Origin of the sequence: Acidovorax sp. CCYZU-2555 (genome assembly GCF_018413525.1) — a bacterium.
Taxonomy (GTDB): Bacteria; Pseudomonadota; Gammaproteobacteria; order Burkholderiales; family Burkholderiaceae_C; genus Comamonas.
In genome coordinates this window covers 1-22,419 of record NZ_JAHCDD010000060.1, presented here as the reverse complement: position 1 = coordinate 22,419, position 22,419 = coordinate 1, and the positions used below count along the sequence as shown (strand labels likewise).

General features: G+C 64.1%; 22 protein-coding genes and 2 tRNA genes. 15 read left to right on the top strand and 9 right to left on the bottom strand.

All coding sequences use genetic code 11. The annotated features are described in order from the left end of the window. Window positions 1-129: 129 nt before the first annotated feature. The 3 genes from cobN to KHY18_RS19215 are packed head-to-tail and all read left to right on the top strand — an operon-like array spanning window position 130 to window position 5,085. On the top strand, window positions 130-4,164 hold the full coding sequence (cobN, locus tag KHY18_RS19225; RefSeq protein ID WP_213303569.1) for a cobaltochelatase subunit CobN: 4,035 nt from the start codon (window positions 130-132) through the stop codon (window positions 4,162-4,164). Window positions 4,165-4,174: 10 nt separating this feature from the next. Next, complete coding sequence (locus tag KHY18_RS19220; RefSeq protein WP_213303566.1) at window positions 4,175-4,741, top strand: MotA/TolQ/ExbB proton channel family protein; 567 nt, start codon at window positions 4,175-4,177, stop codon at window positions 4,739-4,741. Then, window positions 4,738-5,085 (top strand): DUF2149 domain-containing protein, encoded by a 348-nt coding sequence (locus KHY18_RS19215; protein WP_213303563.1) that lies wholly within the window; start codon window positions 4,738-4,740, stop codon window positions 5,083-5,085. The genes KHY18_RS19220 and KHY18_RS19215 overlap by 4 nt, the downstream gene beginning before the upstream one ends. Window positions 5,086-5,092: 7 nt before the next feature. On the opposite strand, the gene KHY18_RS19210 is transcribed toward KHY18_RS19215, so the two are convergent. Further along, the gene (locus KHY18_RS19210) at window positions 5,093-5,548 is read right to left on the bottom strand and encodes a GNAT family N-acetyltransferase (RefSeq protein ID WP_249729234.1); all 456 of its coding nucleotides are present in this window, start codon (window positions 5,546-5,548) and stop codon (window positions 5,093-5,095) included. A gap of 271 nt (window positions 5,549-5,819) precedes the next feature. Between KHY18_RS19210 and KHY18_RS19205 the strand changes: the two genes are divergently transcribed. The 4 genes from KHY18_RS19205 (at window position 5,820) to KHY18_RS19190 (ending at window position 9,066) form a co-directional block, all read left to right on the top strand. Further along, window positions 5,820-7,235 carry a cytochrome ubiquinol oxidase subunit I gene (locus KHY18_RS19205; RefSeq protein ID WP_213303561.1) on the top strand — a complete coding sequence of 472 codons (1,416 nt, stop codon included), beginning with the start codon at window positions 5,820-5,822 and terminating at the stop codon, window positions 7,233-7,235. Between the two features lie 24 nt (window positions 7,236-7,259). Next, window positions 7,260-8,270 carry a cytochrome d ubiquinol oxidase subunit II gene (cydB, locus tag KHY18_RS19200; protein WP_213303558.1) on the top strand — a complete coding sequence of 337 codons (1,011 nt, stop codon included), beginning with the start codon at window positions 7,260-7,262 and terminating at the stop codon, window positions 8,268-8,270. 8 nt (window positions 8,271-8,278) lie between these two features. Beyond that, on the top strand, window positions 8,279-8,407 hold the full coding sequence (locus tag KHY18_RS19195) for a DUF2474 family protein (RefSeq protein WP_213303554.1): 129 nt from the start codon (window positions 8,279-8,281) through the stop codon (window positions 8,405-8,407). 113 nt (window positions 8,408-8,520) lie between these two features. After that, complete coding sequence (locus tag KHY18_RS19190; protein WP_213303551.1) at window positions 8,521-9,066, top strand: hypothetical protein; 546 nt, start codon at window positions 8,521-8,523, stop codon at window positions 9,064-9,066. Window positions 9,067-9,191: 125 nt separating this feature from the next. Here KHY18_RS19190 and KHY18_RS19185 read toward each other — a convergent pair. Beyond that, window positions 9,192-9,268, bottom strand: a tRNA-Met gene (locus KHY18_RS19185). Window positions 9,269-9,469: 201 nt separating this feature from the next. Continuing rightward, window positions 9,470-9,546 (bottom strand) — tRNA-Met (locus KHY18_RS19180). Window positions 9,547-10,467: 921 nt separating this feature from the next. On the opposite strand from KHY18_RS19180, the gene KHY18_RS19175 reads away from it, so the two are divergent. Continuing rightward, window positions 10,468-11,355, top strand: coding sequence for a hypothetical protein (locus KHY18_RS19175; protein ID WP_213303547.1), 888 nt, complete (start codon window positions 10,468-10,470; stop codon window positions 11,353-11,355). Window positions 11,356-11,392: 37 nt separating this feature from the next. On the opposite strand, the gene icd is transcribed toward KHY18_RS19175, so the two are convergent. Next, the gene (gene icd / locus KHY18_RS19170) at window positions 11,393-12,655 is read right to left on the bottom strand and encodes an NADP-dependent isocitrate dehydrogenase (RefSeq protein ID WP_213303543.1); all 1,263 of its coding nucleotides are present in this window, start codon (window positions 12,653-12,655) and stop codon (window positions 11,393-11,395) included. Beyond that, window positions 12,652-12,861: a hypothetical protein gene (locus KHY18_RS19165; protein ID WP_213303539.1), complete on the bottom strand. Its 210-nt coding sequence runs from the start codon at window positions 12,859-12,861 to the stop codon at window positions 12,652-12,654. Before KHY18_RS19165 ends, icd begins: the two co-directional genes overlap by 4 nt. A 3-nt stretch (window positions 12,862-12,864) precedes the next feature. Here KHY18_RS19165 and KHY18_RS19160 point away from each other — a divergent pair, with 3 nt between their 5' ends. Beyond that, window positions 12,865-13,374 (top strand): DUF192 domain-containing protein, encoded by a 510-nt coding sequence (locus KHY18_RS19160; RefSeq protein WP_213303536.1) that lies wholly within the window; start codon window positions 12,865-12,867, stop codon window positions 13,372-13,374. A 90-nt stretch (window positions 13,375-13,464) separates the two neighbouring features. Here the strand turns inward: KHY18_RS19160 and KHY18_RS19155 are convergent, their stop codons facing one another. The 3 genes from KHY18_RS19155 to xseA form a co-directional block, all read right to left on the bottom strand. Continuing rightward, a complete protein-coding gene (locus KHY18_RS19155) occupies window positions 13,465-15,702 on the bottom strand; it encodes an NADP-dependent isocitrate dehydrogenase (protein ID WP_213303534.1) in 2,238 nt (745 codons plus the stop codon). Between the two features lie 347 nt (window positions 15,703-16,049). Beyond that, window positions 16,050-16,631, bottom strand: a complete 582-nt coding sequence (locus tag KHY18_RS19150; protein ID WP_213303531.1) for a Fe-Mn family superoxide dismutase — start codon at window positions 16,629-16,631, stop codon at window positions 16,050-16,052. Between the two features lie 205 nt (window positions 16,632-16,836). Next, a complete protein-coding gene (gene xseA, locus KHY18_RS19145) occupies window positions 16,837-18,144 on the bottom strand; it encodes an exodeoxyribonuclease VII large subunit (RefSeq protein ID WP_213303528.1) in 1,308 nt (435 codons plus the stop codon). Between the two features lie 140 nt (window positions 18,145-18,284). On the opposite strand from xseA, the gene KHY18_RS19140 reads away from it, so the two are divergent. Genes KHY18_RS19140 through kdsB form a run of 5 tightly spaced genes read left to right on the top strand, consistent with a single transcriptional unit; the run spans window position 18,285 to window position 21,409 of the window. Beyond that, window positions 18,285-18,914 (top strand): MotA/TolQ/ExbB proton channel family protein, encoded by a 630-nt coding sequence (locus KHY18_RS19140; protein WP_213303525.1) that lies wholly within the window; start codon window positions 18,285-18,287, stop codon window positions 18,912-18,914. Between the two features lie 28 nt (window positions 18,915-18,942). Then, window positions 18,943-19,368, top strand: a complete 426-nt coding sequence (locus tag KHY18_RS19135; RefSeq protein WP_213303522.1) for an ExbD/TolR family protein — start codon at window positions 18,943-18,945, stop codon at window positions 19,366-19,368. A 31-nt stretch (window positions 19,369-19,399) separates the two neighbouring features. Continuing rightward, a complete protein-coding gene (gene lpxK / locus KHY18_RS19130; RefSeq protein WP_213303519.1) occupies window positions 19,400-20,389 on the top strand; it encodes a tetraacyldisaccharide 4'-kinase in 990 nt (329 codons plus the stop codon). A 19-nt stretch (window positions 20,390-20,408) separates the two neighbouring features. Beyond that, window positions 20,409-20,591 carry a Trm112 family protein gene (locus KHY18_RS19125; RefSeq protein ID WP_159913403.1) on the top strand — a complete coding sequence of 61 codons (183 nt, stop codon included), beginning with the start codon at window positions 20,409-20,411 and terminating at the stop codon, window positions 20,589-20,591. Next, window positions 20,588-21,409: a 3-deoxy-manno-octulosonate cytidylyltransferase gene (gene kdsB, locus KHY18_RS19120; protein WP_349630317.1), complete on the top strand. Its 822-nt coding sequence runs from the start codon at window positions 20,588-20,590 to the stop codon at window positions 21,407-21,409. The genes KHY18_RS19125 and kdsB overlap by 4 nt, the downstream gene beginning before the upstream one ends. Window positions 21,410-21,594: 185 nt before the next feature. On the opposite strand, the gene KHY18_RS27285 is transcribed toward kdsB, so the two are convergent. Further along, entirely contained in the window at window positions 21,595-21,729 is a 135-nt protein-coding gene (locus KHY18_RS27285) for a hypothetical protein (protein ID WP_283771347.1), read from the bottom strand. Here KHY18_RS27285 and adk point away from each other — a divergent pair. Then, window positions 21,728-22,384 (top strand): adenylate kinase, encoded by a 657-nt coding sequence (gene adk, locus KHY18_RS19115; protein ID WP_213303516.1) that lies wholly within the window; start codon window positions 21,728-21,730, stop codon window positions 22,382-22,384. The genes KHY18_RS27285 and adk overlap by 2 nt on opposite strands. Window positions 22,385-22,419 lie beyond the last annotated feature (35 nt).

Sequence of the window (22,419 nt, the reverse complement as noted above, 5' to 3'; positions counted from 1 at the left end):
GCGCCCGCCGCTCTCCAAGCCTCCTGCTTTTCGGCCGGCGGCTTGTTTCTCGTTCAGACGGCAGACGCCCGCAAGCCATGTACTTGCCGCGCAGCCCGCCCACCGACCGGGCGCCCCCGAAGCTGATTGATGCAATTTTTCTCCCTGATTTCCTGGCTGCTGGCCTGGCTGCTGCTCGCCAGCGCCGGCCACGCGGCTGCGGCCGCGCCCGTGCAGCGCGTGCTGTTCGTTTCCGCCAGCAATGTGCCGCTGGGCAAGTTCACCGCGCTCGCGCCTATCGCCCTGGACGCCGGCATACAGATACAGCAGCGCAATCTGCAATCGCTGCCCGACCAGGCCGACCCGGGCAGCTTCGCCGGCTTCGACCTGGTGCTGATCGACGCCTACCAACAGGAGCAGGTCCAGGCCAAGCTCGGCAGCACCTTGGCGCGCCTGCCCATGCCCCATGTCTGGCTGCTCGAAACCCAGCCTTCGGGCCAGGGCCTGACGGCCGCCGATCTCGAGCAGCTCACGCGTTACTACGTCAACGGCGGCCAGGCGAACTACCGCCACTTCTTCCAGACCGTGAAAGCGCTGCTCGAAAAGCGCCGCCCCGAAGGCATTCCCGCGCCCCAGGTCTTTCCCAAGGTCGGCATCTACCACCCGCGCGCACCGCAGCAGGTGTTTGCGAGCACCGCCGACTACTTTGCCTGGCGCGGCATCAGGCTCGACGCGCCCGGCCAGCGCCCGCCGGTGGTTGCCATCGGCTTTCACCAGACCCAGATCGGCGGCCTGCAGACCGCGGTGATCGATGACCTGGTCGCGCGCATCGAAGGCGCGGGCGCGGTCGCCCTGCCCTACTACAGCCCGTCGATGGACGCGCAAGCCCATCTGCAGATCCTGCAGCCCGGCGGACTGCGCGCCGCCGATGTGCTGATCAACACCCGCATCATGCTCAACGCCGAAGGCACGCGGCGCGCCTTCGAGCAGTTGGGCATTCCCGTGGTTCAGGCCACTACCTACCGCCGCGGCTCGGCCGACGATTGGGCCAAGGATCCGCAAGGCATTCCCGCGATGGATCTGCCTCTCTATGTGGCCCAAGCCGAATACACGGGCATCAACGACATCCAGATCGCCTCGGCCATAGACCCCGAAAGCGGCGCCCAGGTACCCATCGACGCCCAGGCGCAGTCGGTCGTGACCAAGGCGCTGAACTGGGTGAAGCTGCAGCGCAAGAGTGCGGCCGACAAGCAGCTCGCGGTGTTCTTCTGGAATTCGCCGCCGGGCGAGAAGAACCTGGCCTCGGCCTTTCTCAATGTGCCAACCAGCCTGATCGAGACGCTCACCCGCCTGCGCGCCGCCGGTTACACCACCGAAGTGCCGGCCCAGGCCGAACTGATAGACAAGCTCCAGCGCCTGCTCGCGCCGCTGTACCGCGATGCCAAGCTCGATGATCTGCTGCGCGACGGCCTGGCCGCGACGCTGCCCGTGGCCCGCTATGAAGCCTGGCTCAACAACCTGCCGCCGCAGGTGCGCGCCGATGTCACGCGCCGCTGGGGCGCGCCCGCGGCGTCCGACATGGTGATACAGCACCAGGGCCAGCCGGTGTTCGTGATTCCGCGCCTGCAATTGGGCAAGGCCGTGCTGCTGCCCCAGCCGCCGCGCAGCGACAAGCGCGACAACCAGGAGCGCGCGCTCTACCACTCGCTGAGCGCCGTGCCCACGCACTTCTACCTCGCGGCCTACCTCTGGGCGCGCGAAGCCATGGCCAGCGACGCCATCGTCCACTTCGGCACCCATGGCTCGCAGGAATGGCTGCCCGGCAAGGAGCGCGGCCTGGCCGTGACCGACTACCCCTCGCTCACCGTGGGCGACCTGCCCGTGGTCTACCCCTACATCGTCGACAACATCGGCGAAGCCCAGCAGGCCAAGCGCCGCGGGCGCGCCGTGACCATCAGCTACCAGACGCCGCCGTTCCAGCCCGCGGGCATGCACCAGGCCTGGACCGAAGTGCACGATCTGCTGCACAGCTGGCAGGACCAGGACACGGGCGCCGTGAAGGACCAGTACCGCGCCGACATCCTCGCGCGCGTCAAGGCCGAACGCATGGACGCCGACATGGGCTGGACCCAGGGCCATACGCCCGCCAACTTCGCCGATTTCGTCGAAGCGCTGCACAGCCATCTGCATGAACTCGCCGAAACCGTGCAGCCCCTGGGCCTGCACACGCTGGGCCAGCCGGCCGCGCAGGCGCACCGCATCGCCACCGTGGTGATGATGCTGGGCCGCGACTACTGGCATGCGGCGGCGCGCGCCGCGGGCGTGGCCGAAGCCGAGATCGACGAAGCCATGGTCGGCGACTACCGCAAGTTCACGCAAAGCCCGCCGTTCCGTCTGCTCGAACAGTTTCTTGCAGGCAAGGCCGGTGCATCGGACGCGGCGCTGCAGGCCCAGCTCGAACAAGGGTGCGAATGGTACGGCCGGCTCGACGCCGCGGGTGAAATGCCCGCGCTGCTGGCCGCGCTCGACGGCAAGTACATTCCCACGTCGTACGGCGGCGACCCGATCAAGAACCCCGACGCGTTTCCCACGGGCCGCAACCTCTACGGCTTCGATCCTTCGCGCATTCCCAGCGCCCAGGCCTGGGCCGCGGGCAAGAAAGCCGCCGAGCAGATGATCGCCGCCCACCGCGATGCCACGGGCAAGACCCTGGACAAGGTCACGTTCTCGCTGTGGTCGGTCGAGACCATGCGCCACCAGGGCATTCTCGAAGCCCAGGCGCTGTGGCTCATGGGCGTGGAGCCGGTCTGGGACAAGGGCGGGCGCGTGATCGACGTGCGCCGCGTGGAGCGCAAGGCGCTGGGCCGGCCGCGCGTCGATGTGGTGCTGTCGGCCACGGGCCTGTACCGCGACCACTTTCCCAACGCGCTGCGCCAGCTCGCGCGCGCGGCCCAGCTCGCGGCCACGGCCGACGAAGCCGACAACCCTGCCTGGCGCTTCAGCCAGCAGGTGCGCCAGCGCCTGATCTCCCAGGGCGTGGATGCCAAGGCCGCGGCCAACGCCAGCCAGACGCGCATCTTCTCGACGGCCAGCGGCGAATACGGCACGGGCCTGCCCGAAGCCACGCTGGCCAGCGACTCCTGGGGCAGCAAGGCCGAAGGCGACAGCAAGCTCGCCGCGCTTTATCTGGACCGCATGCAGTCGGCCTATGGCCCCGACGAAAAGCTCTGGGGCACCAAAGGCGTCGCGGGCCTGGGCACCAACCTCTACGCCGAACACCTCAAGGGCACGCAGGCCGCCGTGCTCGCACGCAGCTCCAACACCTACGGCATGCTGACCACCGACGACCCGTTCCAGTACCTGGGCGGCATCGGCCTGGCGGTGCGCGCGCTCGACGGCAAGGCGCCGCAGCTCTACATCTCCAACCTGCGCAACCCGGGCGCGACACGCACCGAGTCGGCCGCGAACTTCCTGTCGAAGGAACTCGCGACACGGCAGTTCCACCCCGGCTATATCGAAGGCCTGATGAAGGAAGGCTACTCGGGCACGCTGCGCGTGCTCGACGCGACCAACAACCTCTGGGGCTGGACCGCGACTTCGCATGAGATCGTGCGCGACGACCAATGGCAGGAAATGGCCGAAGTCTATGTGAACGACAAGCACCAGCTGGGCGTCAAGGAGTGGATGGAGAAGAACAATCCCCATGCCTACGCACAGACCATGGAACGCATGCTCGAAGCCGCGCGCAAGGGCTACTGGCAGACCGACGACAAGACGCTGACCACGCTCAAGGACCGCTACCAGGCCCTGCAGCAGCGCTTCGGCGTGCAGCCGCCCCACCAGGCGCTGATGGACTATGTGGCCGGCGCCGCCGACAGCAATGCGCTGCCGTCCCAGGCCCCGGCGGCCCAGGCACCCGCGGCCGCTACGCCGCCCGCATCCGAAGAGCCCGCCGCCGCGCCCGAGCCGCCGCCAGCCCCGCCGCTCATCACCGGCATGCAGCTGCAAAAGGTCGAGCCCCCCGCGCCGCCACCGCCTGTGAGCCTGCAGCAATGGCTGCTGTGGCTGCTGGTGTTGGGCGTGATCGCGGCCGGCGCGCTGCGCCAGTCGCTGCGCCCGGCACGCGCCCTGCCCACCACCGCGCATCGAGCGCGCCACCCGCTATTTTTCTCTTCTAGATTTTGAAAGCCACCCCATGACAAGCCTGCACATCGAATCCTGGATGTACACCATCGGCCAGCTGTTCCTGATTCCCACGCTGCTCGCCATCGCCCTGCTGTTCTTCTATTCGCTGTTCGCTTTCGGCCAGTTCGCGATGGCGCATTTCCAGCGCCGCCAGCTGCGCCTGGGCGCGGCCGCCGCGCACAGCAGCGCCTACCCGCTGCTGCGCTGGGCCGGCCAGCACCCGGGCGCAAGTGCCGATGAACGCGACCTCGCGGCCCACCGCCTGCTCGAAGTGCCGCGCGTGGCCACGCGCGTGACGCCGATGCTGGGCCTGGTCGCGACCATGATTCCCATGGGCCCGGCGCTCAAGAGCATTTCGAGCGGCGACATCGCCGCCGTCGCCGACAACCTGGCCGTGGCGTTTTCGGCCGTGATCCTGGCGCTGATCGCCTCGGCATTGACCTACTGGATCGTCTCCGTGCGCCGCCGCTGGCTTGCCGAGGAACTGGTCTGGCTGCAGCAGAATGCCGCCGTCAACGCGCCCGCGCTGGCGCCGGGCGCGCTCGCGCAGACCGCCCCAACCGGAGTGCACGCATGAGCCTCAAGTTTCTTGAAGAAGGCGATGCCGAGGACCCGTTGCTGTCGGTCGTCAACCTGATCGACATCTTCCTGGTGATCATCGCCGCGCTATTGATCACCATCGCCCAGAACCCGCTGATGGCCGCGATGTCCCAGCCCGACGTCACCGTGGTCACCAACGCCGGCAAGGAAAGCATGGAAATGATCGTCAAGAAAGGCGACAAGGTCGAACGCTTCAAGGCCAACGGCCAAAGCGGCCAGGGCGAAGGCGCCAAGGCCGGCGTCGCCTACCGCATGAAGGACGGCTCGGTGGTCTATGTGCCCGAGGCCGCGGACGGCGCGCAGCCGGCGGCGACAAACTGAGGCGCGCCTACGGCCGGCGCTTCTCCAGCCGCACATCGCCATTTCCCAGATCAGCAGTCTGGCACCAGCCCAGATGGTGATAAAACCCCGCGGCGCGACTGCGGCCGTCGGTTTCGAGCCAGGCCAGCGCATGTTCGCGGAACAGTGCCTGTTCGCAGACCGCGACCAGATCGCGGCCCATGCCCCGGCCTTCATGCAGCGGCAGCACAAAGGCCGCGAACAGGCAGGCAGTGTCGAGTTCGATCATCGCAAAGCCGGCCACCTCGCCGTCGACTTCGGCCACCCAGATGCAAGGCGTGCTGCGTATCACCTCGGCGATGGCGTCCGGCGTCACGCCCAACTCGGCAAGCTGCTGCAGCGTCAGGACGTTTTCCGTGACGGCGGTGCGCACGCGAAAGATCGCGGCGACATCCTCGACGTTGGCGAGGCGAATCTGGTGTACCGATGGCGCAGTGGAAAGCATGCGCGTATTAGAACAGCGCCCACGCGCGAGGCCTGGCCATGCGCCATGGGAGATTCGTCGCGAAGCAACAAAATCCATTCAGCGACCAATGTGCCGCGCTCCAGGACTTCTCGCGCCGGTTGCTGCATTTCGTGGCCTGGATGCAAGAGCGTCTCTGACACACAATTCCACGCGCGACGCCGGTACGCGTAAACCCGACCCTTTCAGGCACGCGCCCATAACTTACTGAACTTTCAGTAATTACTGAAAACTCAGTAAACTCCAGCCGCATATGCTTACCCTCCCCGATCTCAGCGCGCTCGACCTGGCCCGGATCCAGTTTGCGTTCACCATCTCCTTTCACATCGTCTTCCCGTCGATCACCATAGGTCTGGCCTCGTTCCTGGCCGTGCTCGAAGGCCTGTGGCTCTACACGCGCAAGACGCTTTACCGCGACCTCTACCACTACTGGATCAAGTTCTTCTCGCTGTGTTTCGGCATGGGTGTGGTGTCGGGCCTGGTCATGGCCTACCAGTTCGGCACCAACTGGAGCGGCTTCTCGAATTTCGCGGGCGGCGTCACCGGGCCGCTGCTGGCCTATGAAGTGCTGACGGCGTTCTTCCTCGAAGCCGGCTTTCTGGGCGTGATGTTGTTCGGCTGGAACAAGGTCGGCCCGCGCCTGCACTTCTTCTCGACGTTGATGGTGGCGCTGGGCACGCTGATTTCCGCGACCTGGATACTGGCCTCGAACAGCTGGATGCAGACACCTCAGGGCCACGAGATCATCAACGGCATCGTCGTGCCGGTCGACTGGATTGCCATCATCTTCAACCCGTCCTTTCCCTACCGGCTGGTGCACACCGTGATCGCGGCGTTTCTTGCGACGTCGCTGATCGTCGCGGCCACGGGCGCCTGGCATCTGCTCAAGGGCCATCGCACGCCCATGGTGCGCCGCATGACTTCCATGGCACTGGGCATGCTGCTGATCGCGGCGCCGCTGCAGGCCTTTGTCGGCGACCAGCACGGCCTGAACACGCTCGAACACCAACCCGCCAAGCTCGCCGCGATCGAAGGCCACTGGGAGCACCCCGAACCGGGCGCGGGCGTGCCGCTGGTGCTGTTCGGCCTGCCCGACCAGGCAGAACAAAAGAACCACCACGCGCTGGAAATCCCCCGACTGGGCAGCCTGCTGCTGACGCACAGCTGGGACGGCACCATTCCCGCGCTTTCCGACTTCGCGCCGCAAGACCTGCCGCATGTCGCCACCGTGTTCTGGTCGTTTCGCGTCATGGTCGGCCTGGGCTCGCTGATGATCGCGCTCGCGCTGTGCGGCGCCTGGCTGCGCTGGCGCGGGCGCCTCTACGACAGCGCCTGGTTTCACCGGTTCTGCGTGGCAATGGGGCCATCCGGCCTGGTGGCGCTGCTGGCCGGCTGGTTCGTCACCGAAACCGGCCGCCAGCCCTGGATCGTCTATGGCGTGATGCGCACCGCCCAGGGCGTGTCGAATCACGATATTTCGCACCTCGCGATCTCGCTGACGCTGCTGGTCGTCGTCTACCTGCTGGTCTTCGGCACGGGCACGTTGATGGGTCTGAAGATGCTCGCCACCGCGCCCCACGAAGGCGAGCCGCCGGCCGAAGGCGGTCCCGGCGAAGCCAATCAGCCCATGCGCCCCCTCTCCGGCGCGAATGCTCCCACCCCGCTTTGAATTCTTTGTGAAAGAACCTTCCCCATGGGAATCGACATGTCAATCATCTGGGCCGGCATCATCGTGCTGGGCGTCTTCATGTACGTGGTCATGGACGGCTTCGATCTGGGCGTGGGAATGCTGTTCCCGTTCTTCCAGGACCGCCATGACCGCGACGTGATGATGAACACCATCGCCCCCATCTGGGACGGCAACGAGACCTGGCTGGTGCTCGGCGGCGCGGGCCTGCTGGCCGCCTTCCCTGTCGTCTACTCGGCCGTGCTGAGCGCGCTGTACCTGCCCATCATGCTGATGCTCATCGGGCTGATCCTGCGCGGCGTGGCCTTCGAGTTCCGCTTCAAGGCCGGCGACGCGCGCCGCCATATCTGGGACAAGGCATTTGCGGGCGGCTCGCTGCTCGCGACGCTGATGCAGGGCGTGACGCTGGGCGCGATCCTGATGGGCATAGAGCTGGAGGGCGGCGTGTTCGTGGGCGGTGCCTGGGACTGGCTCAGCCCGTTCAGCGTGTTCACCGGCTGCGGCCTGGTCGCGGCCTATGTGTTTCTGGGCAGCACCTGGCTGGTGATGAAGACCGAAGGCCGGCTGCAGCAGGAACTGCGCCGCGCCGCGCGCGCCAGCACCATCGTGATGGCGATCGCGATCGCCGCAGTGAGCCTCTGGACGCCGCTGCTGCACGGCCATATCGCCGAGCGCTGGTTCGGCGCGGATGCGCTCCAGTGGTTGCTGCCCGTGCCCTTCCTGGTCGTTCTGAGCCTGGCCGCCTTGTGGCGCACGCTGGGCTCCGAGCAGCGCAATGCCAGCCCGTTTTCGCTGGCGCTGTTCGTGACCTTTCTCGGCTACTCGGGCCTGGTGATCAGCATCATGCCCATCATTCTGCCGCCCTCGCTGACCATCTGGCAGGCTGCGGCACCCGCATCCAGCCAGGGCTTTGCGCTGGTCGGCGCGCTGTTCATCATTCCCATCATCCTGGGCTACACGGCCTGGAGCTACTACGTGTTCCGCGGCAAGGTCCGCCACGGCGATCACTACCATTGAGGCGACCCATGCGCACCACACCCTTGCTGCGCCAGCTCGGCTGGCTGCTGATGATCTGGACCGCGAGCGTGAGCGCGCTCGCGGCCGCGGCCTGGCTCATGCGCCAGCTCATGGCCTGGGGCGGAATGGTCGGCTGACGCACGACGGCGCGCATGGCGCGACCTCCTACGCGGCGCGGCTCGCATGGCTGACGAACGACGACGCGAAAGCCATCGACAGTCGGTTGTCCCTCCTACCCACGAGCATCACCATGGATTTCAACCCAGCTTCGCCGTCCTTGCCGCCGACTGCCCAACCGGCTGTGAACTGGGGCTCGCTGAAAGCCCCGGGCCCAGGTGTGTTGCGTCCACAAAACCAGACCGGCGGTTTCGCCTGGTCCAGACCGGCCAAGCCCCAAAGCCGCCCGCCTGCAGCGAGCAGCGACGACGGCGCCGACCCCACCGTGCTGCGGCTCATGGCGCTGCCCAGCGACGCTGCGTTCGACACCAGCGGCCGCAGCATGGACGAACACTTTCGCCGTATCTGGGACACGCGCAAGCTGCTGTTCATGCACCCGCACGACATGGTTGCACGCGGTCTGGTCGAGGGAGATCTGGCGCATGTCACCACGGTGTCGAGCGACGAACAGGGTCGCGGGCTTGCAGGCATGCGCGTGGTGCCCTTCGACCTGCCGCGCGGCAGCGTGGGCGGCTACTTTTCCGAGTGCAATCCGCTGCTTTGCGTGCCGCGGCAGGCACAAGCGAACCCTCTGCACGCCGCGAACATTCCCGTGCGCGTCAAGAGCGCGACGGCCTGAGTTCTGCTTTCCCGCATCGATTCCATGCGGACTGCCACCGCCTCAACATTCGCTGGCAGCGACGGACGCAAAAAAGCCCACCGAAGTGGGCTTTTTTGCGCGTTCCAGCCAAGGCCGGAACAAGTTGGTTGCGCGAGAAGGATTTGAACCTACGACCTTTGGGTTATGAGCCCAACGAGCTACCAGACTGCTCCATCGCGCGGTATTTTTTCAGCGGGATGTATTTTCACACTTATTTGCGCCTAGAGATCGACTATAGCACAGTCTTGCGACAAAAGCCTCGAAAGCGCAAGAATTCATCCACTTTTCGACTGCAAGCAAAAGCCCCTTGCTTCCTGCCAACGCCATGCAAAAAGCCCACCGAAGTGGGCTTTTTGCATTTCCAGCCAGGGCTGGAACAAGTTGGTTGCGCGAGAAGGATTTGAACCTACGACCTTTGGGTTATGAGCCCAACGAGCTACCAGACTGCTCCATCGCGCGGTATTTTTTCAGCAGTGAAGGCATTGCTGCTTCCCCTACGTCGATGGATGAACTATAGCACAGTCTTGCGCACTTCCGTGTCCAAGCGAAACAAATTACCCAAGCCAACGCAACCGGCGAAAGCTATTTGCGCTTCAAGCGGACGACTTCGAGTCGTTGCACCGGCCCACGCCGGCTGCGTGCGGATGCCACCCTCGCGGTTTCCAGGCGTGTTGCACGCATCGCACAAGCCGTCACAAACGCCTTGCATGATTGACAAATACTATTAAACATATAGAATTAATAGCCATAACCTTAACCAGCGCGTTTTTTGCTCGCATCCGTCAGCCCAGCTGGCGATGCTGCTGATCGAACGCCGATAGACCGCTGCATGCGGTCTCTCTTAACCACTGCAATTGTTATGCCACGACCTTTCAAACCCGTGAAAACCCTCTCCAGCGGCGCTTCCGACTCTTCCAACGATAGTGACAGCGGCATGGACCTGGTGGTCGGCGCCGAAGCCCCACCCGCGCCATTGCTCTGCGATGACACGGATTCCAAGGCTGTCTACAGCATGCCCATCACGCGGAAGTCGCAACCGGAATCCGAAGCTAAGTCAGAACCCGAGCCAGAATATCCCGCCTTCGAGTCCTTGGGGCACCATGAACCAGCGGAGCCTAAAGTCAATCCATCTTCTACGCCACATACATTCTTTAGTGCGTCTGCGGATTCTTAGAAGCTCTTGCTGTCTATGGTGCTCTTTCGCCACAACAACGAGAACAGTTACTTATCGATTCCTCCGCTTCACCGATCCAGCAATTTTTACAGCGCAATTTTCCTGAGTATGTAAACCATCCTGACTGGGGATCCACATCTTCCCGGATAGAAGAACTGATCGGCAGCGCCAAACGCCAGGTTCCGAACGAAGATGATCCGAATGACATGGACTGGGGAACTATTCTTCCTGCAATGGAACGCTTCATCCATTTTGATCTGGATGTGAGCAGTTTGACCCAATCGATAGCGGATGTTCAGCAGCGGGAGAACCGTCTGCATGAGAAATTGGACGGAGCGAACAACATGCGGGAATTCATTTCTTCATTTTTGAACCGTAAACAAAAAGAAATGGAGAAATTCGAATCGTTGCTCACAAACGCGGAAAACTCGGAAGAAAAATATTCCTGGTTACTCAAGTCGCGCGATGTAGTGGAAGCAGAGATACTTTCACTCAGAGCAATTGACATTTATGACGATATCGCTGGGTCAGTCGCTGAGCAACTGCAGCGCCTTGCTGGCGAGTCGGAAGCCTTGTTGAACACACACAACACAAAGCAGGCCAAGCTGGCGAAATTGCAAGCAAGGCTGTCTGAGCTTCTCAACATGGAAGACGCTGCCGAGGGCGCTGTCCATATACGGTTCTCGGCGATACACCGGGGCAAGAAGTTCGTCGCCAAGGACTACGAAACCGACTATACCGATCTCGACAACGCGCGGGATTCGAAGGACTCCGACGATTCCACAGTCTCGCCAGGTCGCGATGATTTCAATGGATCCGGCGCGGCGGGCGGCCCTGGCGGTACTGGCGGCACTGGAGTCTTTGCCCCAGTCTTCACGCACAACCGCGACCCCAATGGCGGGCCTGCCCACCCTGGTCAAGCATTGCCGGAAGATGACGATGACACACCGATAGAAGATCCATTGAATCAGGCGTCCGCCAATATCACTATGGATTGCATGCCCGATGAGGATTCATCCGTATCAGTGCCGGGCGAACAAGGCACGGCCAGCGCTACCGGAGTGAAGAGCAATTTCGACGCCGATTTCCATTGATTTCGGCACGTGTGCCGGCAGCGCCACGCGGACCCGGTCAGTCCATTTGCGCGATCATCACCGCGCCAAAACCAGAACACGAGACCTGGGTGGCGCCATCCATCATGCGCGCGAAGTCATAGGTGACCTGCTTGCTCAGAATGGCTTTTTCCAACGAATGGATGATCAGATCGGCGGCCTCGGTCCAGCCCATGTGGCGCAACATCATTTCCGCGGACAGGATTTCCGAGCCCGGGTTCACATAATCCTTGCCCGCGTACTTGGGCGCCGTACCGTGCGTGGCTTCGAAGCAGGCCACCGAGTCGGACATGTTGCCGCCGGGCGCGATGCCTATGCCGCCGACCTGGGCCGCGAGCGCATCCGAGATGTAGTCGCCGTTGAGGTTGAGCGTCGCGACCACGGAGTATTCGGCCGGGCGCAGCAGGATCTGCTGCAGGAAGGCATCGGTGATCGAGTCCTTGATGACGATGTCCTTGCCGGTCTTCGGGCTCTTGAACTTGTGCCACGGGCCGCCGTCGATGGGCTCGGCGCCGAACTCCTTTTGCGCCAGCGCATAGGCCCAGTCGCGGAAACCGCCCTCGGTGAACTTCATGATGTTGCCCTTGTGCACGATGGTCACGCTGGGCTTGTCGTTGTCGATCGCGTACTGGATGGCCTTGCGCACCAGGCGCTCGGTGCCCTCGATCGACACCGGCTTGATGCCAATGCCCGAAGTCTCGGGAAAGCGGATCTTCTTCACGCCCATCTCGTTGATCAGAAAATCGATCAGCTTCTTCGCCTTGTCGCTGCGCGCTTCGTATTCGATGCCCGCGTAGATGTCTTCGGAGTTTTCCCGGAAGATCACCATATTGGTCTTTTCGGGCGCCTTGAGCGGCGAAGGCACGCCCTTGAAGTACTGCACCGGGCGCAGACAGACATAGAGATCCAGTTCCTGGCGCAGTGCGACGTTGAGCGAGCGAATGCCCCCGCCCACGGGCGTGGTGAGCGGGCCCTTGATCGAGACCACGTATTCACGCAGCACTTCCAGCGTTTCCTCGGGCAGCCAGACGTCGGGGCCGTAGACGCGCGTCGCCTTCTCGCCGCCGTAGACTTCCATCCAGTGGATCTTCTTCTTGCCGCCATAGGCCTTGGCCACGGCCGCGTTGACCACCTTGAGCATCACCGGCGTGATGTCCTGGCCCGTGCCGTCGCCTTCGATATAGGGAATGATGGGCTCGTCCGGCACGTTCAAGGACATGTCGGCATTCACCGTGATCTTCTGGCCTTGGGCGGGCACCTGGATATGCTGGTAGCGGGTCATTGACAAAACTCTCCGGTGAGAACGCTGAATTCATTCAGCAAGGGGAAAAGCCCCACGATTTTAGCGACAAAGTCCTGCGAGTTTGCACCAAAATGGCGCAGGCCCGAATGCCAGATTTCGCCGCCCTTGGTCGACAGACACAGCCCCGATTCTGGCAGACTGCGTGCATGCCTCTTTCTTCCATGCATCGTCTGAACATTTTCCACGCCATGCCTGCTTTTTCCGCCCGCTTTACCGCGCTGCGCACGCCTTTGCGCCGCCCTGCCCTCGCCCTTGCCGCCGCGCTGTTGGCGCTGCTCGGCGCCGCTGGCGCGCCGCAGGTCCGGGCCGAAGACAAGCCCCAGATGCAGCTGCCGCGCACCGAACTGCGCGCGGGCATGTTCCGCATCGACGCGCAGGTCGCGCAGACGTTCAACGAACGCCAGATCGGCCTGATGCACCGCAAGGAAATGCCGGCGCACGAAGGCATGCTGTTCGTGTTCGAGCAGCCCGCGCGCCAGTGCTTCTGGATGAAGAACACCTTGCTGCCGCTGACGGCCGCTTTCGTCGCCGACGACGGCACCATCGTCAACCTGGCCGACATGCAGCCGCTGAGCGAGGCCTCGCACTGCTCGGCCCAGCCCGTGCGCTATGTGCTGGAGATGAACCAGGGCTGGTTCGCGCAAAAGAATCTCAAGGCCGGCGCCAAGCTCACGGGCAGGCCGTTCACCAGCCGCTGAGCGGCACGCACACAAAAAAGCCGGCGGCTCCTTTCGGACGCCGCCGGCTTTTTGTTTTCAGCCGCGCCCCGCGAGCGGGGCGCCCAGGCATCAGGCCTTGGCCGATGCCAGGGCTGCGTTCAGCGTGGCGCTGGGGCGCATTGCGGCGTCGAGCTTGGCCAGTTCGGGCTGGTAGTAGCCACCGATGTCGACGGGCTTGCCTTGCACGGCCAGCAGTTCGGCGACGATGGTCTGCTCGTTGTCAGCCAGCTGCTTGGCCAGCGGCGCGAACTGGGCAGCCAGCTCGGCGTCGTCGGTCTGCGCGGCCAGGGCCTGGGCCCAGTACAGAGCCAGGTAGAACTGGCTGCCGCGGTTGTCGAGCTGGCCGGTCTTGGGCGAGGGGTTCTTGTTGTTGTCCAACAGCTGACCCGTGGCTTCGTCCAGCGTCTTGGCGACGATCTTGGCCTTGTTGTTGCCGTTCTTGATGCCCAGGTCTTCCAGCGACACCGCCAGCGCCAGGAACTCGCCCAGCGAATCCCAGCGCAGGTGGTTCTCTTCGACCAGCTGCTGCACATGCTTGGGAGCGGAGCCGCCGGCACCGGTTTCGTACATGCCGCCACCAGCCATCAACGGCACGATGGACAGCATCTTGGCGCTGGTGCCCAGTTCCATGATGGGGAACAGGTCGGTCAGGTAGTCGCGCAGGATGTTGCCGGTCACCGAGATGGTGTCCTGGCCGCGGATCACGCGCTCGAGCGTGTAACGCATGGCGCGCACTTGCGACATGATCTGGATGTCGAGACCGTTGGTGTCGTGGTCCTTGAGGTAGGTCTCGACCTTCTTGATCATCTCGGCTTCGTGCGGACGATAGGGGTCGAGCCAGAACACGGCAGGCATGCCCGAATTGCGCGCGCGCGTCACGGCCAGCTTGACCCAGTCGCGGATCGCGGCGTCCTTGACCTGGCACATGCGCCAGATGTCGCCGGCTTCGACGTTCTGCGACAGCAGCACTTCGCCCGTGGCCAGGTCGACGATGTTGGCGACGCCGCCTTCAGCGAGTTCGAACGTCTTGTCGTGCGAGCCGTATTCCTCGGCCTGCTGGGCCATCAGGCCCACGTTGGGCACGGTGCCCATGGTGACGGGGTCGAAGTTGCCGTTGGTCTTGCAGAAGTTGATGACTTCCTGGTAGATGCGGGCGAAAGTCGACTCGGGGATCACGGCCTTCGTGTCCTTGGGCTTGCCATCGGCACCCCACATCTTGCCGCCGATGCGGATCATGGCCGGCATGGACGCGTCGACGATCACGTCGTTGGGCGCATGCAGGTTGGTGATGCCCTTGGCCGAGTCGACCATGGCCAGTTCGGGACGGTGCTCGTGGCAGGCGTGCAGGTCGCGGATGATTTCCTCTTTCTTCGAGGTCGGCAGCGTGGCGATCTTGTCGTAGAGGTTGACCATGCCGTTGTTGACGTTCACACCGAGTTCGTCAAACAGCTTGCCGTGCTTCTCGAAAGCTTCCTTGTAGAAGATGCGCACTGCGTGGCCGAAGACGATGGGGTGGGACACCTTCATCATCGTCGCCTTGACGTGCAGCGACAGCATCACGCCGGTCTTGCGTGCGTCTTCGAACTGGTATTCATAGAAGTCGCACAGCGCCTTCTTGCTCATGAACATGCTGTCGATGATTTCGCCGGCCAGCAGGGACACCTTGGGCTTGAGCACCAGGGTCTTGCCGCTGGTGGTCACGAGTTCCATCTTGACGTCGCGCGCCTTGTCGAGCGTCAGCGACTTTTCGCCATGATAGAAGTCGCCGTGGGTCATGTGCGCCACGTGGCTGCGCGAAGCCATGCTCCACTCGCCCATGCTGTGCGGGTTCTTGCGCGCGTAGTTCTTCACGGCGGCCGGTGCGCGGCGGTCGGAATTGCCTTCACGCAGAACGGGGTTCACGGCGCTGCCCAGGCACTTGGAGTAGCGCTTGAGGATGGCCTTGTCTTCGTCGCTCTTCGGATCTTCGGGGAAATCAGGCACGGCATAGCCCTTGCCTTGCAGTTCCTTGATCGCGCTGACCAACTGGTGCACCGAAGCGCTGATGTTGGGCAGCTTGATGATGTTGGTCTCGGGCAGCAGCGTCAGACGACCCAGCTCGGCCAGGTTGTTCGGAACCTTCTGTTCTTCGGTCAGGAATTCTGGGAACTCGCCCAGAATGCGTGCCGCCACCGAGATGTCGCTGGTTTCGACATTGACGCCCGCAGGCGCGGTGAACGCGCGCACGATAGGCAGAAAAGCGCTGGTCGCGAGGCGCGGCGCCTCATCGGTCAGGGTATAGATGATGGTGGATTGCTGGGTGCTCATCTCTTGTCTCAGGTAGTAAAAAGGGGGGTCAAGCCGCCGGCCAGCCGCGCGCCGCGCAGTCCGCTGGAGTGAACCAAAGGGATTGTGCGCGCACCGCAAAAACAGTTCGCAATTTTTTGCAACGGGTTCTCACAATGCAAAAATTCTAACCCGAGCCGGCCGCTTTTTTCTTATGTCTTGTATAAGAGTTGGTCTTTTTCCCTGCTTTACCGACTGGGACAAACCCCAGCCAACGCAGAAAAAAGTTTGCCGCAGTGCAGCAATTGCGTGTAGCGCGCAAAAAAAAGGCCTGAAGATTGCTCTTCAGGCCTTTTGCCATGACATGGGCAGCCATGCTGCCCTGCCAATCAGGCGAAGTTGGCTTGCGCGAACTTCCAGTTCACCAGCTTGTCGAGGAAAGTCTCGACGAACTTGGGACGTGCATTGCGGTAGTCGATGTAGTAGGCGTGTTCCCAGACGTCGACGGTCAGCAGGGCCTTGTCTTCGGTCGTCAGGGGCGTGCCGGCAGCGCCGGTGTTGACGATGTCGACCGAGCCGTCGGCCTTCTTCACCAGCCAGGTCCAGCCCGAACCGAAGTTGCCCACGGCCGACTTCACGAACGATTCCTTGAAGGCGGCGTAGCTGCCCCACTTCTGGTTGATGGCATCGGCCAGCGCGCCGGTGGGTTCACCGCCGCCATTGGGGGTCAGGCAGTTCCAGAAGAACGTGTGGTTCCAGATCTGGGCTGCGTTGTTGTAGATTCCGCCGGACGAACGCTTGATGATCTCTTCGAGCGTCATCGATTCGAATTCCGTGCCCTTTTGCAGGTTGTTCAGGTTCACGACATACGCGTTGTGGTGCTTGCCGTAGTGGTACTCCAGCGTTTCCTGGCTGTAGTTGGGTGCCAGGGCGTCGATGGCGTAAGGCAGTGGTGGCAGGGTATGTTCCATGGTGTTTTCCTCGTGGTGGTTTGAATTATTCACAAGCCAGGCCCCGGGCCTTGCAGCTCGCAGATCTGATGGGGCCCGGCTGCACCGACTGGCAGCGCGCCGTCCTCACATCAGACATTGTAGGAACAACCGCGGGCCGCGCGCAGCATATGCTTAAGCATGCGGCCATGTTTCGCTGGTGTCCGACAGTCGGCATGCGTTTTCTTTACAGCAATCGCGGATGGCTCACGGTCAGATCGATGTCGCCGTCGGACAGCGACGCGCGCAGCGCATCGCCAGGTCTGGCCTGAGCGACGCGCGTCACGGCCTGGCCCTTGGCATCGGTCAGCAAGGCATAGCCGCGCTGCAGCGCATGGCGCGGATCGAGCAGTTCGAGGCGCAGCGCCGAACGTTCGAGCCTGCGTTGCTGGGCTTCCAGCCCGCGCTGCAAACCCTGAGGAATCTGGCGCGCGAGCTGCTGCTGGATGTGCTGCTGGCGCTGCAGGCGCAGCTGCATCGCATGGCGCAGGCGCTGCGCGCTGCGCGCGAGCTGCAGCTGGTTGCGGCCCAGTTGCCCCGAAGGCCGGCCCAGGCGCTGGGTCGCGTGGTCCAGGCGCTGCTGCTGGCGGTCGAGGTGGCGCTGGGCGGCCGCCTGCAGGCGATGCGCGCCCTGGCCCAGTTCGGCCAGCCAGCTGTCCCGCGGCAGCGACACCAGTTCGGCCGCGGCCGTGGGCGTGGGCGCGCGCAGATCGGCGCAGAAATCGGCGATGGTGAAATCGGTCTCGTGGCCCACGCCGCTGATCAGCGGCACCGGGCTTTGCACGATCAGCCGCGCGAGTTGCTCGTCGTTGAATGCCCACAGATCTTCAATGGAGCCGCCGCCGCGCACCAGCAAGATCACATCGATCTGCGGCCCGGACGGTTGAGCGCCTGGCCCGGCCATGCGGTAGAGCTGGGACAGCGCGTCGCGCAGCGATTGCGGCGCGGTCGCGCCCTGCACCAGCGCCGGCACCAGCACCACGGGAATGTGCGGCACGCGCCGGCGCAGCGCCGTGACCACGTCGTGCAGCGCGGCCGCGCCCAGCGAGGTGATCAGGCCTATGCCGCGCGGCATCGCGGGCAGGCGGCGCTTGCGCTCGGCGTCGAACAGGCCTTCGGCCTGCAGTTGGGCCTTGAGGCGCAAGAACTGCTCGAACCACGCGCCCTGGCCCGCGCGCTGCAGACTGTCGACGATCAGCTGCAGATCACCGCGCTGTTCATAGACGCCCAGCTTGCCGCGCAGCTCGACGAGTTCGCCGTCGCGCGGTGAAAAATCGAGCTGCATGGCCGCGCGGCGAAACATCGCACAGCGGATCTGGCCTTGCGCATCCTTGATGCTGAAATAGCAGTGGCCGCTGGAGGCGCGCGAAAAACCGGTGATTTCACCGCGCACCGTGACCGGATTGAAGCGCGCCTGCAGCGCATCGGCAATCGCCCGGCACAGCGCCCCCACCTCCCAGACCGTAGCCCGCGGCGGCTCGGAAAAATCATACATACAGCAAAACGCTTTCTAAAAATGACTGTGGTGCAGGCCCGCTCTGCGCTGCGGCGCAGCATTCGTTCGAACTTTGCGTCCGGGAGGCCTGGCGCCTGGGCCATAATCCCGAGCTGCACCCCTTCGCCTGGAGAGAGTAATTGCTGTCGATCATACAAGCCGCAGGTTGGCCCATCTGGCCATTGATTGCCTGCTCCATCCTGGCGCTGGCGCTGGTTTTCGAACGTTTCATGGCGCTCAAGACCGCCCGCGTCGCGCCGCCCCAACTGCTCGATGAGGCCCTTGCGGTCTCGTCCAGAGGCGTGCCCGCACCCGATGTGGTGCAGCAACTCGCGCAGAACTCCACGCTGGGCGAAGTGCTGGCCAGCGGCCTGCGCACGCTGCATGTGCACCCCGGCGCGTCCGAGGAAGAGCTGCGTGCGGCCGTCGAAGGCGCGGGCCGCGCCGCGGCGCACAAGCTCGAAAAATACCTCAGCGCACTGGCGACCATCGCTTCGGCCGCGCCGCTGCTGGGCCTGCTGGGCACGGTGATCGGCATGATCGAGATCTTCGGCTCGCAAGGCAGCGGCCCGACCACGGGCGGCGGCGACCCGGCGCAGCTCGCGCACGGCATCTCGATCGCGCTCTACAACACCGCCTTCGGCCTGATCGTGGCGATTCCCGCGCTGATCTTCTGGCGCTACTTCCGCGCCCGTGTCGACGAATACCTGCTGACGCTGGAGCTTTCGGCCGAGCAGTTCGTGCGCCATCTGTCCCGGCTGCGCAAGTAAGCCACGCCCTGAACCCGAGGCCTGCCTGATGAATTTCCGTCCCCGCCACCGCGACGAACCCGAGATCAACCTGATCCCGTTCATTGACGTGCTGCTGGTGATTCTGATCTTTCTGATGCTGTCGACCACATACAGCAAATTCACCGAACTGCAGCTCACGCTGCCGGTCGCCAACGTCGAACAGCAGCGCAACCGCCCGCAGGAAATCATTGTTTCCGTGGCCGCGGACGGCCGCTATGCGATCAACAAGACCGGGCTGGCCGACACCAGCGTGGCGGCACTGACCCAGGGCCTCAACAGCCTGGCGCAAAAAGGCCCGGACAGCGTGCTGATCATCAGCGCCGACGCCACCGCGCCACATCAGGCGGTGATTTCGGTGATGGAAGCCGCGCGCCGCGCCGGCCTGTCGCAAATCACGTTTGCGACCCAGTCGTCCCATACCGAGCGGCGCTGAGCGCTTGGTGCCGGCTGGCCGCTTCGACCTGATGGCCTCCTCCTGCGAACTTCAGACTGCCTGGCGCCGACGCGGGCCGCTGGCCTGGGCGCTATGGCCGCTGTCGCTGCTCTACGGCGCATTGGTGCTCCTGCGCCGCGCGCTCTATGCGAGCGGCCTGTTGCGCCAACAGCACGCCGGCATTCCGGTGATCGTGGTCGGCAATGTGATCGCCGGCGGCGCGGGCAAGACGCCGGTCACGCTGGCCGTGGTGCGCCATCTGCAGCAACGCGGACTGACCGTGGGCATTGTCTCGCGCGGCTACGGCCGCAGCACGCAGGACTGCCGCGAAGCCACGCCCGAAAGCCCGGCCCACAGCGTGGGCGATGAGCCCGCGCTGCTGGCGCGTGCCAGCGGCGCGCCGGTGTTCGTCGCGCGCGCGCGCATCGATGCGGTTCGCGCGCTGCGCGCACGCTACCCGGCCACGCAAGTGATCGTCTGCGACGACGGCCTGCAGCATCTTGCGCTGGCGCGCGACGTCGAGCTTTGCGTGTTCAACGACGAAGGCACGGGCAACGGCTTTCTGCTGCCCGCGGGCCCGCTGCGCGAACCCTGGCCGCGCAAGGTCGATCTGGTGCTGTACGCGGGCGCGCGCCCCGCGGGTCCGGCGCCCGCATTCGCGCTGCAGCGCCGGCTCGCGGATCACGCGATCAATGGGCACGGCGAGTGCATGGCCTTGACAGCGCTGCGCGGCCAGCCGCTGCACGCGCTCGCGGCCGTGGCGCGGCCCGCGGACTTTTTCGCCATGCTGCAAGCCCAGGGCCTGACGCTGGCAATGACCGAGGCTTTGCCCGATCACTATAATTTTGAGAGCTGGAACGGCATGAGCAGCGCCGCCAAGGCATTGATCTGCACTGAAAAGGACGCAGTCAAGCTGTGGGCGCTGCAGCCCCAAGCCTGGGCCGTGCCGCTGGAAATCTCCATTGACGAGGGATTTTTCCCTGCCCTGGAGCAGGCTCTCTCACTATCATCGAATCACTGATCTTCTTTTCCCTACCGCCATGGACGCCAAATTCCTCGAACTGCTCGTCTGCCCTGTGACCAAGGGCCCTCTGACTTATGACCGCGAGCGCCAGGAACTGGTCTCGCGCAGCGCGCGCCTGGCCTACCCCGTGCGCGACGGCATGCCCATCCTGCTCGAAAATGAAGCCCGCACCCTGAGCGACGAGGAGCTCGAAGCGTGACCAGCGATACGCACGCCCCTGCCACGCCCGCGCTGTTCACCAGCAGCGGCTTCACGGTGCTGATTCCCGCGCGCATGGCGTCGAGCCGCCTGCCCGACAAGCCACTCGCGGACATTGCGGGCCTGCCCATGGTGGTGCGCGTCGCCCAGCGCGCGCTGCTGAGCCAGGCGACGAAAGTGGTGGTGGCCGCGGACGACGAACGCATCGTCGCCGCCTGCGAAGCCCATGGCGTGCAGGCCATACTCACGCGCGCCGACCACGCAAGCGGCAGCGACCGCCTGGCCGAAGCCTGCGAACAACTCGACCTCGATGGCAGCGATTGCGTCGTCAACGTTCAGGGCGACGAACCGCTGATCAACCCGCAGCTGATCGATGCCGTGGCACACCTGCTCGCCGACGCGCCCGAAGCCAGCATGGGCACGGCCGCCCACGCCATCGAGACGCTGGAAGACTGGCGCAACCCGAATGTGGTCAAGGTCGTCTGCGACGCCCAGGGCCTGGCCCAGTATTTCAGCCGCGCGCCGATTCCTTTTGCACGCGACCATGCCGACGAAGCCTGGTGGAACAACCCGGCGGCGCTTGCAGGCCACACGGGCTTTGCGCCGCTGCGCCATGTGGGCATCTACAGCTACCGCGCGGGCTTTCTGCGCCGCTTTCCCCAGCTTGCGCCCGCACCGACCGAAGCGCTCGAAGCGCTCGAACAGCTGCGCGCGCTGTGGCATGGTCACAAGATCGCCGTGCATGTGACACACGATGCGCCGGGCGCCGGCGTCGATACTCCAGCCGACCTCGAGCGCGTGCGCGCACTGCTGGGCTGAGCACCAATGTGGGCAAGATGCAAAAATTTGCCCCTATCTGGTGCAGAAATCTTCACGATTTCAACCACTACTTTCTGAAATAACAGAAAATCAAAACAATTCGCAAATTCAGGGAGTGCACGAACAGCACAGGCGGCTGGGCCTGACTGGCCACTTTGCCCGGCATGGCCGGTGTCACGAATCCATCAGCGGCGCGCAGTCCACAGGGCTGCACGCGTGCTATCCTTGCCGCGAAAAAACGCGACATGGGCTGCGCCGGCGCAACTGCCGCCAGGTTCCATCGTCGCCCAAAAATATTTCAACACTTCGAGGATTTCCATGAAACTGATTTTGTTGGGCGCTCCCGGCGCCGGCAAAGGCACACAGGCTGCTTTCATCTGCCAGAAGTACGGCATCCCGCAAATCTCCACCGGCGATATGCTGCGGGCTGCCGTCAAGGCCGGAACGCCGCTGGGCCAGCAAGCCAAGGCGGTAATGGACGCGGGTCAACTGGTCAGCGATGACATCATCATCGGCCTGGTCAAGGAACGCATCCTGCAGGACGACTGTGCCAACGGCTTCCTGTTCGACGGTTTTCCCCGCACCATTCCCCAGGCCGATGCCATGAAGGCCGCTGGCGTCAAGCTCGACTATGTGCTTGAAATCGATGTGCCGTTCGACGCCATCATCGAACGCATGAGCGGCCGCCGCTCGCACCCTGCTTCGGGCCGCACTTACCACGTCAAGTTCAACCCGCCCCAGGTGGCTGGCAAGGACGACGTGACCGGCGAAGACCTGGTGCAGCGCGAAGACGACAAGGAAGAAACGGTGCAAAAGCGCCTGCAGGTCTATAGCGACCAGACACGTCCGCTGGTCGACTACTACCGCCAATGGGCCGAGAAGGACGCCGCGCAGGCGCCCCAGTACCGCGCCATCAGCGGCATGGGCACGGTCGAAGAGATCACCGCGCGCGCGCTGGCCGCACTCGCGAACTGATTGCCTGCCCGGCGCTGCGCTTGCAGCGCTGGACA

What these genes read in the sequence shown, in the direction of transcription:
- KHY18_RS19215 (WP_213303563.1), top strand. Translation starts at nt 4,738, where the DNA reads ATGAGCCTCAAGTTTCTTGAAGAAGGCGATGCCGAGGACCCGTTGCTG.
- lpxK (WP_213303519.1), top strand. Translation starts at nt 19,400, where the DNA reads ATGGCCTCCTCCTGCGAACTTCAGACTGCCTGGCGCCGACGCGGGCCG.
- KHY18_RS19125 (WP_159913403.1), top strand. Translation starts at nt 20,409, where the DNA reads ATGGACGCCAAATTCCTCGAACTGCTCGTCTGCCCTGTGACCAAGGGC.
- KHY18_RS19155 (WP_213303534.1), bottom strand. Translation starts at nt 15,702, where the DNA reads ATGAGCACCCAGCAATCCACCATCATCTATACCCTGACCGATGAGGCG.
- KHY18_RS19195 (WP_213303554.1), top strand. Translation starts at nt 8,279, where the DNA reads ATGCGCACCACACCCTTGCTGCGCCAGCTCGGCTGGCTGCTGATGATC.
- KHY18_RS19205 (WP_213303561.1), top strand. Translation starts at nt 5,820, where the DNA reads ATGCTTACCCTCCCCGATCTCAGCGCGCTCGACCTGGCCCGGATCCAG.
- KHY18_RS19220 (WP_213303566.1), top strand. Translation starts at nt 4,175, where the DNA reads ATGACAAGCCTGCACATCGAATCCTGGATGTACACCATCGGCCAGCTG.
- cobN (WP_213303569.1), top strand. Translation starts at nt 130, where the DNA reads ATGCAATTTTTCTCCCTGATTTCCTGGCTGCTGGCCTGGCTGCTGCTC.
- KHY18_RS19190 (WP_213303551.1), top strand. Translation starts at nt 8,521, where the DNA reads ATGGATTTCAACCCAGCTTCGCCGTCCTTGCCGCCGACTGCCCAACCG.
- KHY18_RS19210 (WP_249729234.1), bottom strand. Translation starts at nt 5,548, where the DNA reads ATGCTTTCCACTGCGCCATCGGTACACCAGATTCGCCTCGCCAACGTC.
- KHY18_RS27285 (WP_283771347.1), bottom strand. Translation starts at nt 21,729, where the DNA reads ATGGAAATCCTCGAAGTGTTGAAATATTTTTGGGCGACGATGGAACCT.
- KHY18_RS19175 (WP_213303547.1), top strand. Translation starts at nt 10,468, where the DNA reads ATGGACTGGGGAACTATTCTTCCTGCAATGGAACGCTTCATCCATTTT.
- KHY18_RS19135 (WP_213303522.1), top strand. Translation starts at nt 18,943, where the DNA reads ATGAATTTCCGTCCCCGCCACCGCGACGAACCCGAGATCAACCTGATC.
- cydB (WP_213303558.1), top strand. Translation starts at nt 7,260, where the DNA reads ATGGGAATCGACATGTCAATCATCTGGGCCGGCATCATCGTGCTGGGC.
- adk (WP_213303516.1), top strand. Translation starts at nt 21,728, where the DNA reads ATGAAACTGATTTTGTTGGGCGCTCCCGGCGCCGGCAAAGGCACACAG.
- icd (WP_213303543.1), bottom strand. Translation starts at nt 12,655, where the DNA reads ATGACCCGCTACCAGCATATCCAGGTGCCCGCCCAAGGCCAGAAGATC.
- xseA (WP_213303528.1), bottom strand. Translation starts at nt 18,144, where the DNA reads ATGTATGATTTTTCCGAGCCGCCGCGGGCTACGGTCTGGGAGGTGGGG.
- KHY18_RS19160 (WP_213303536.1), top strand. Translation starts at nt 12,865, where the DNA reads ATGCCTGCTTTTTCCGCCCGCTTTACCGCGCTGCGCACGCCTTTGCGC.
- KHY18_RS19150 (WP_213303531.1), bottom strand. Translation starts at nt 16,631, where the DNA reads ATGGAACATACCCTGCCACCACTGCCTTACGCCATCGACGCCCTGGCA.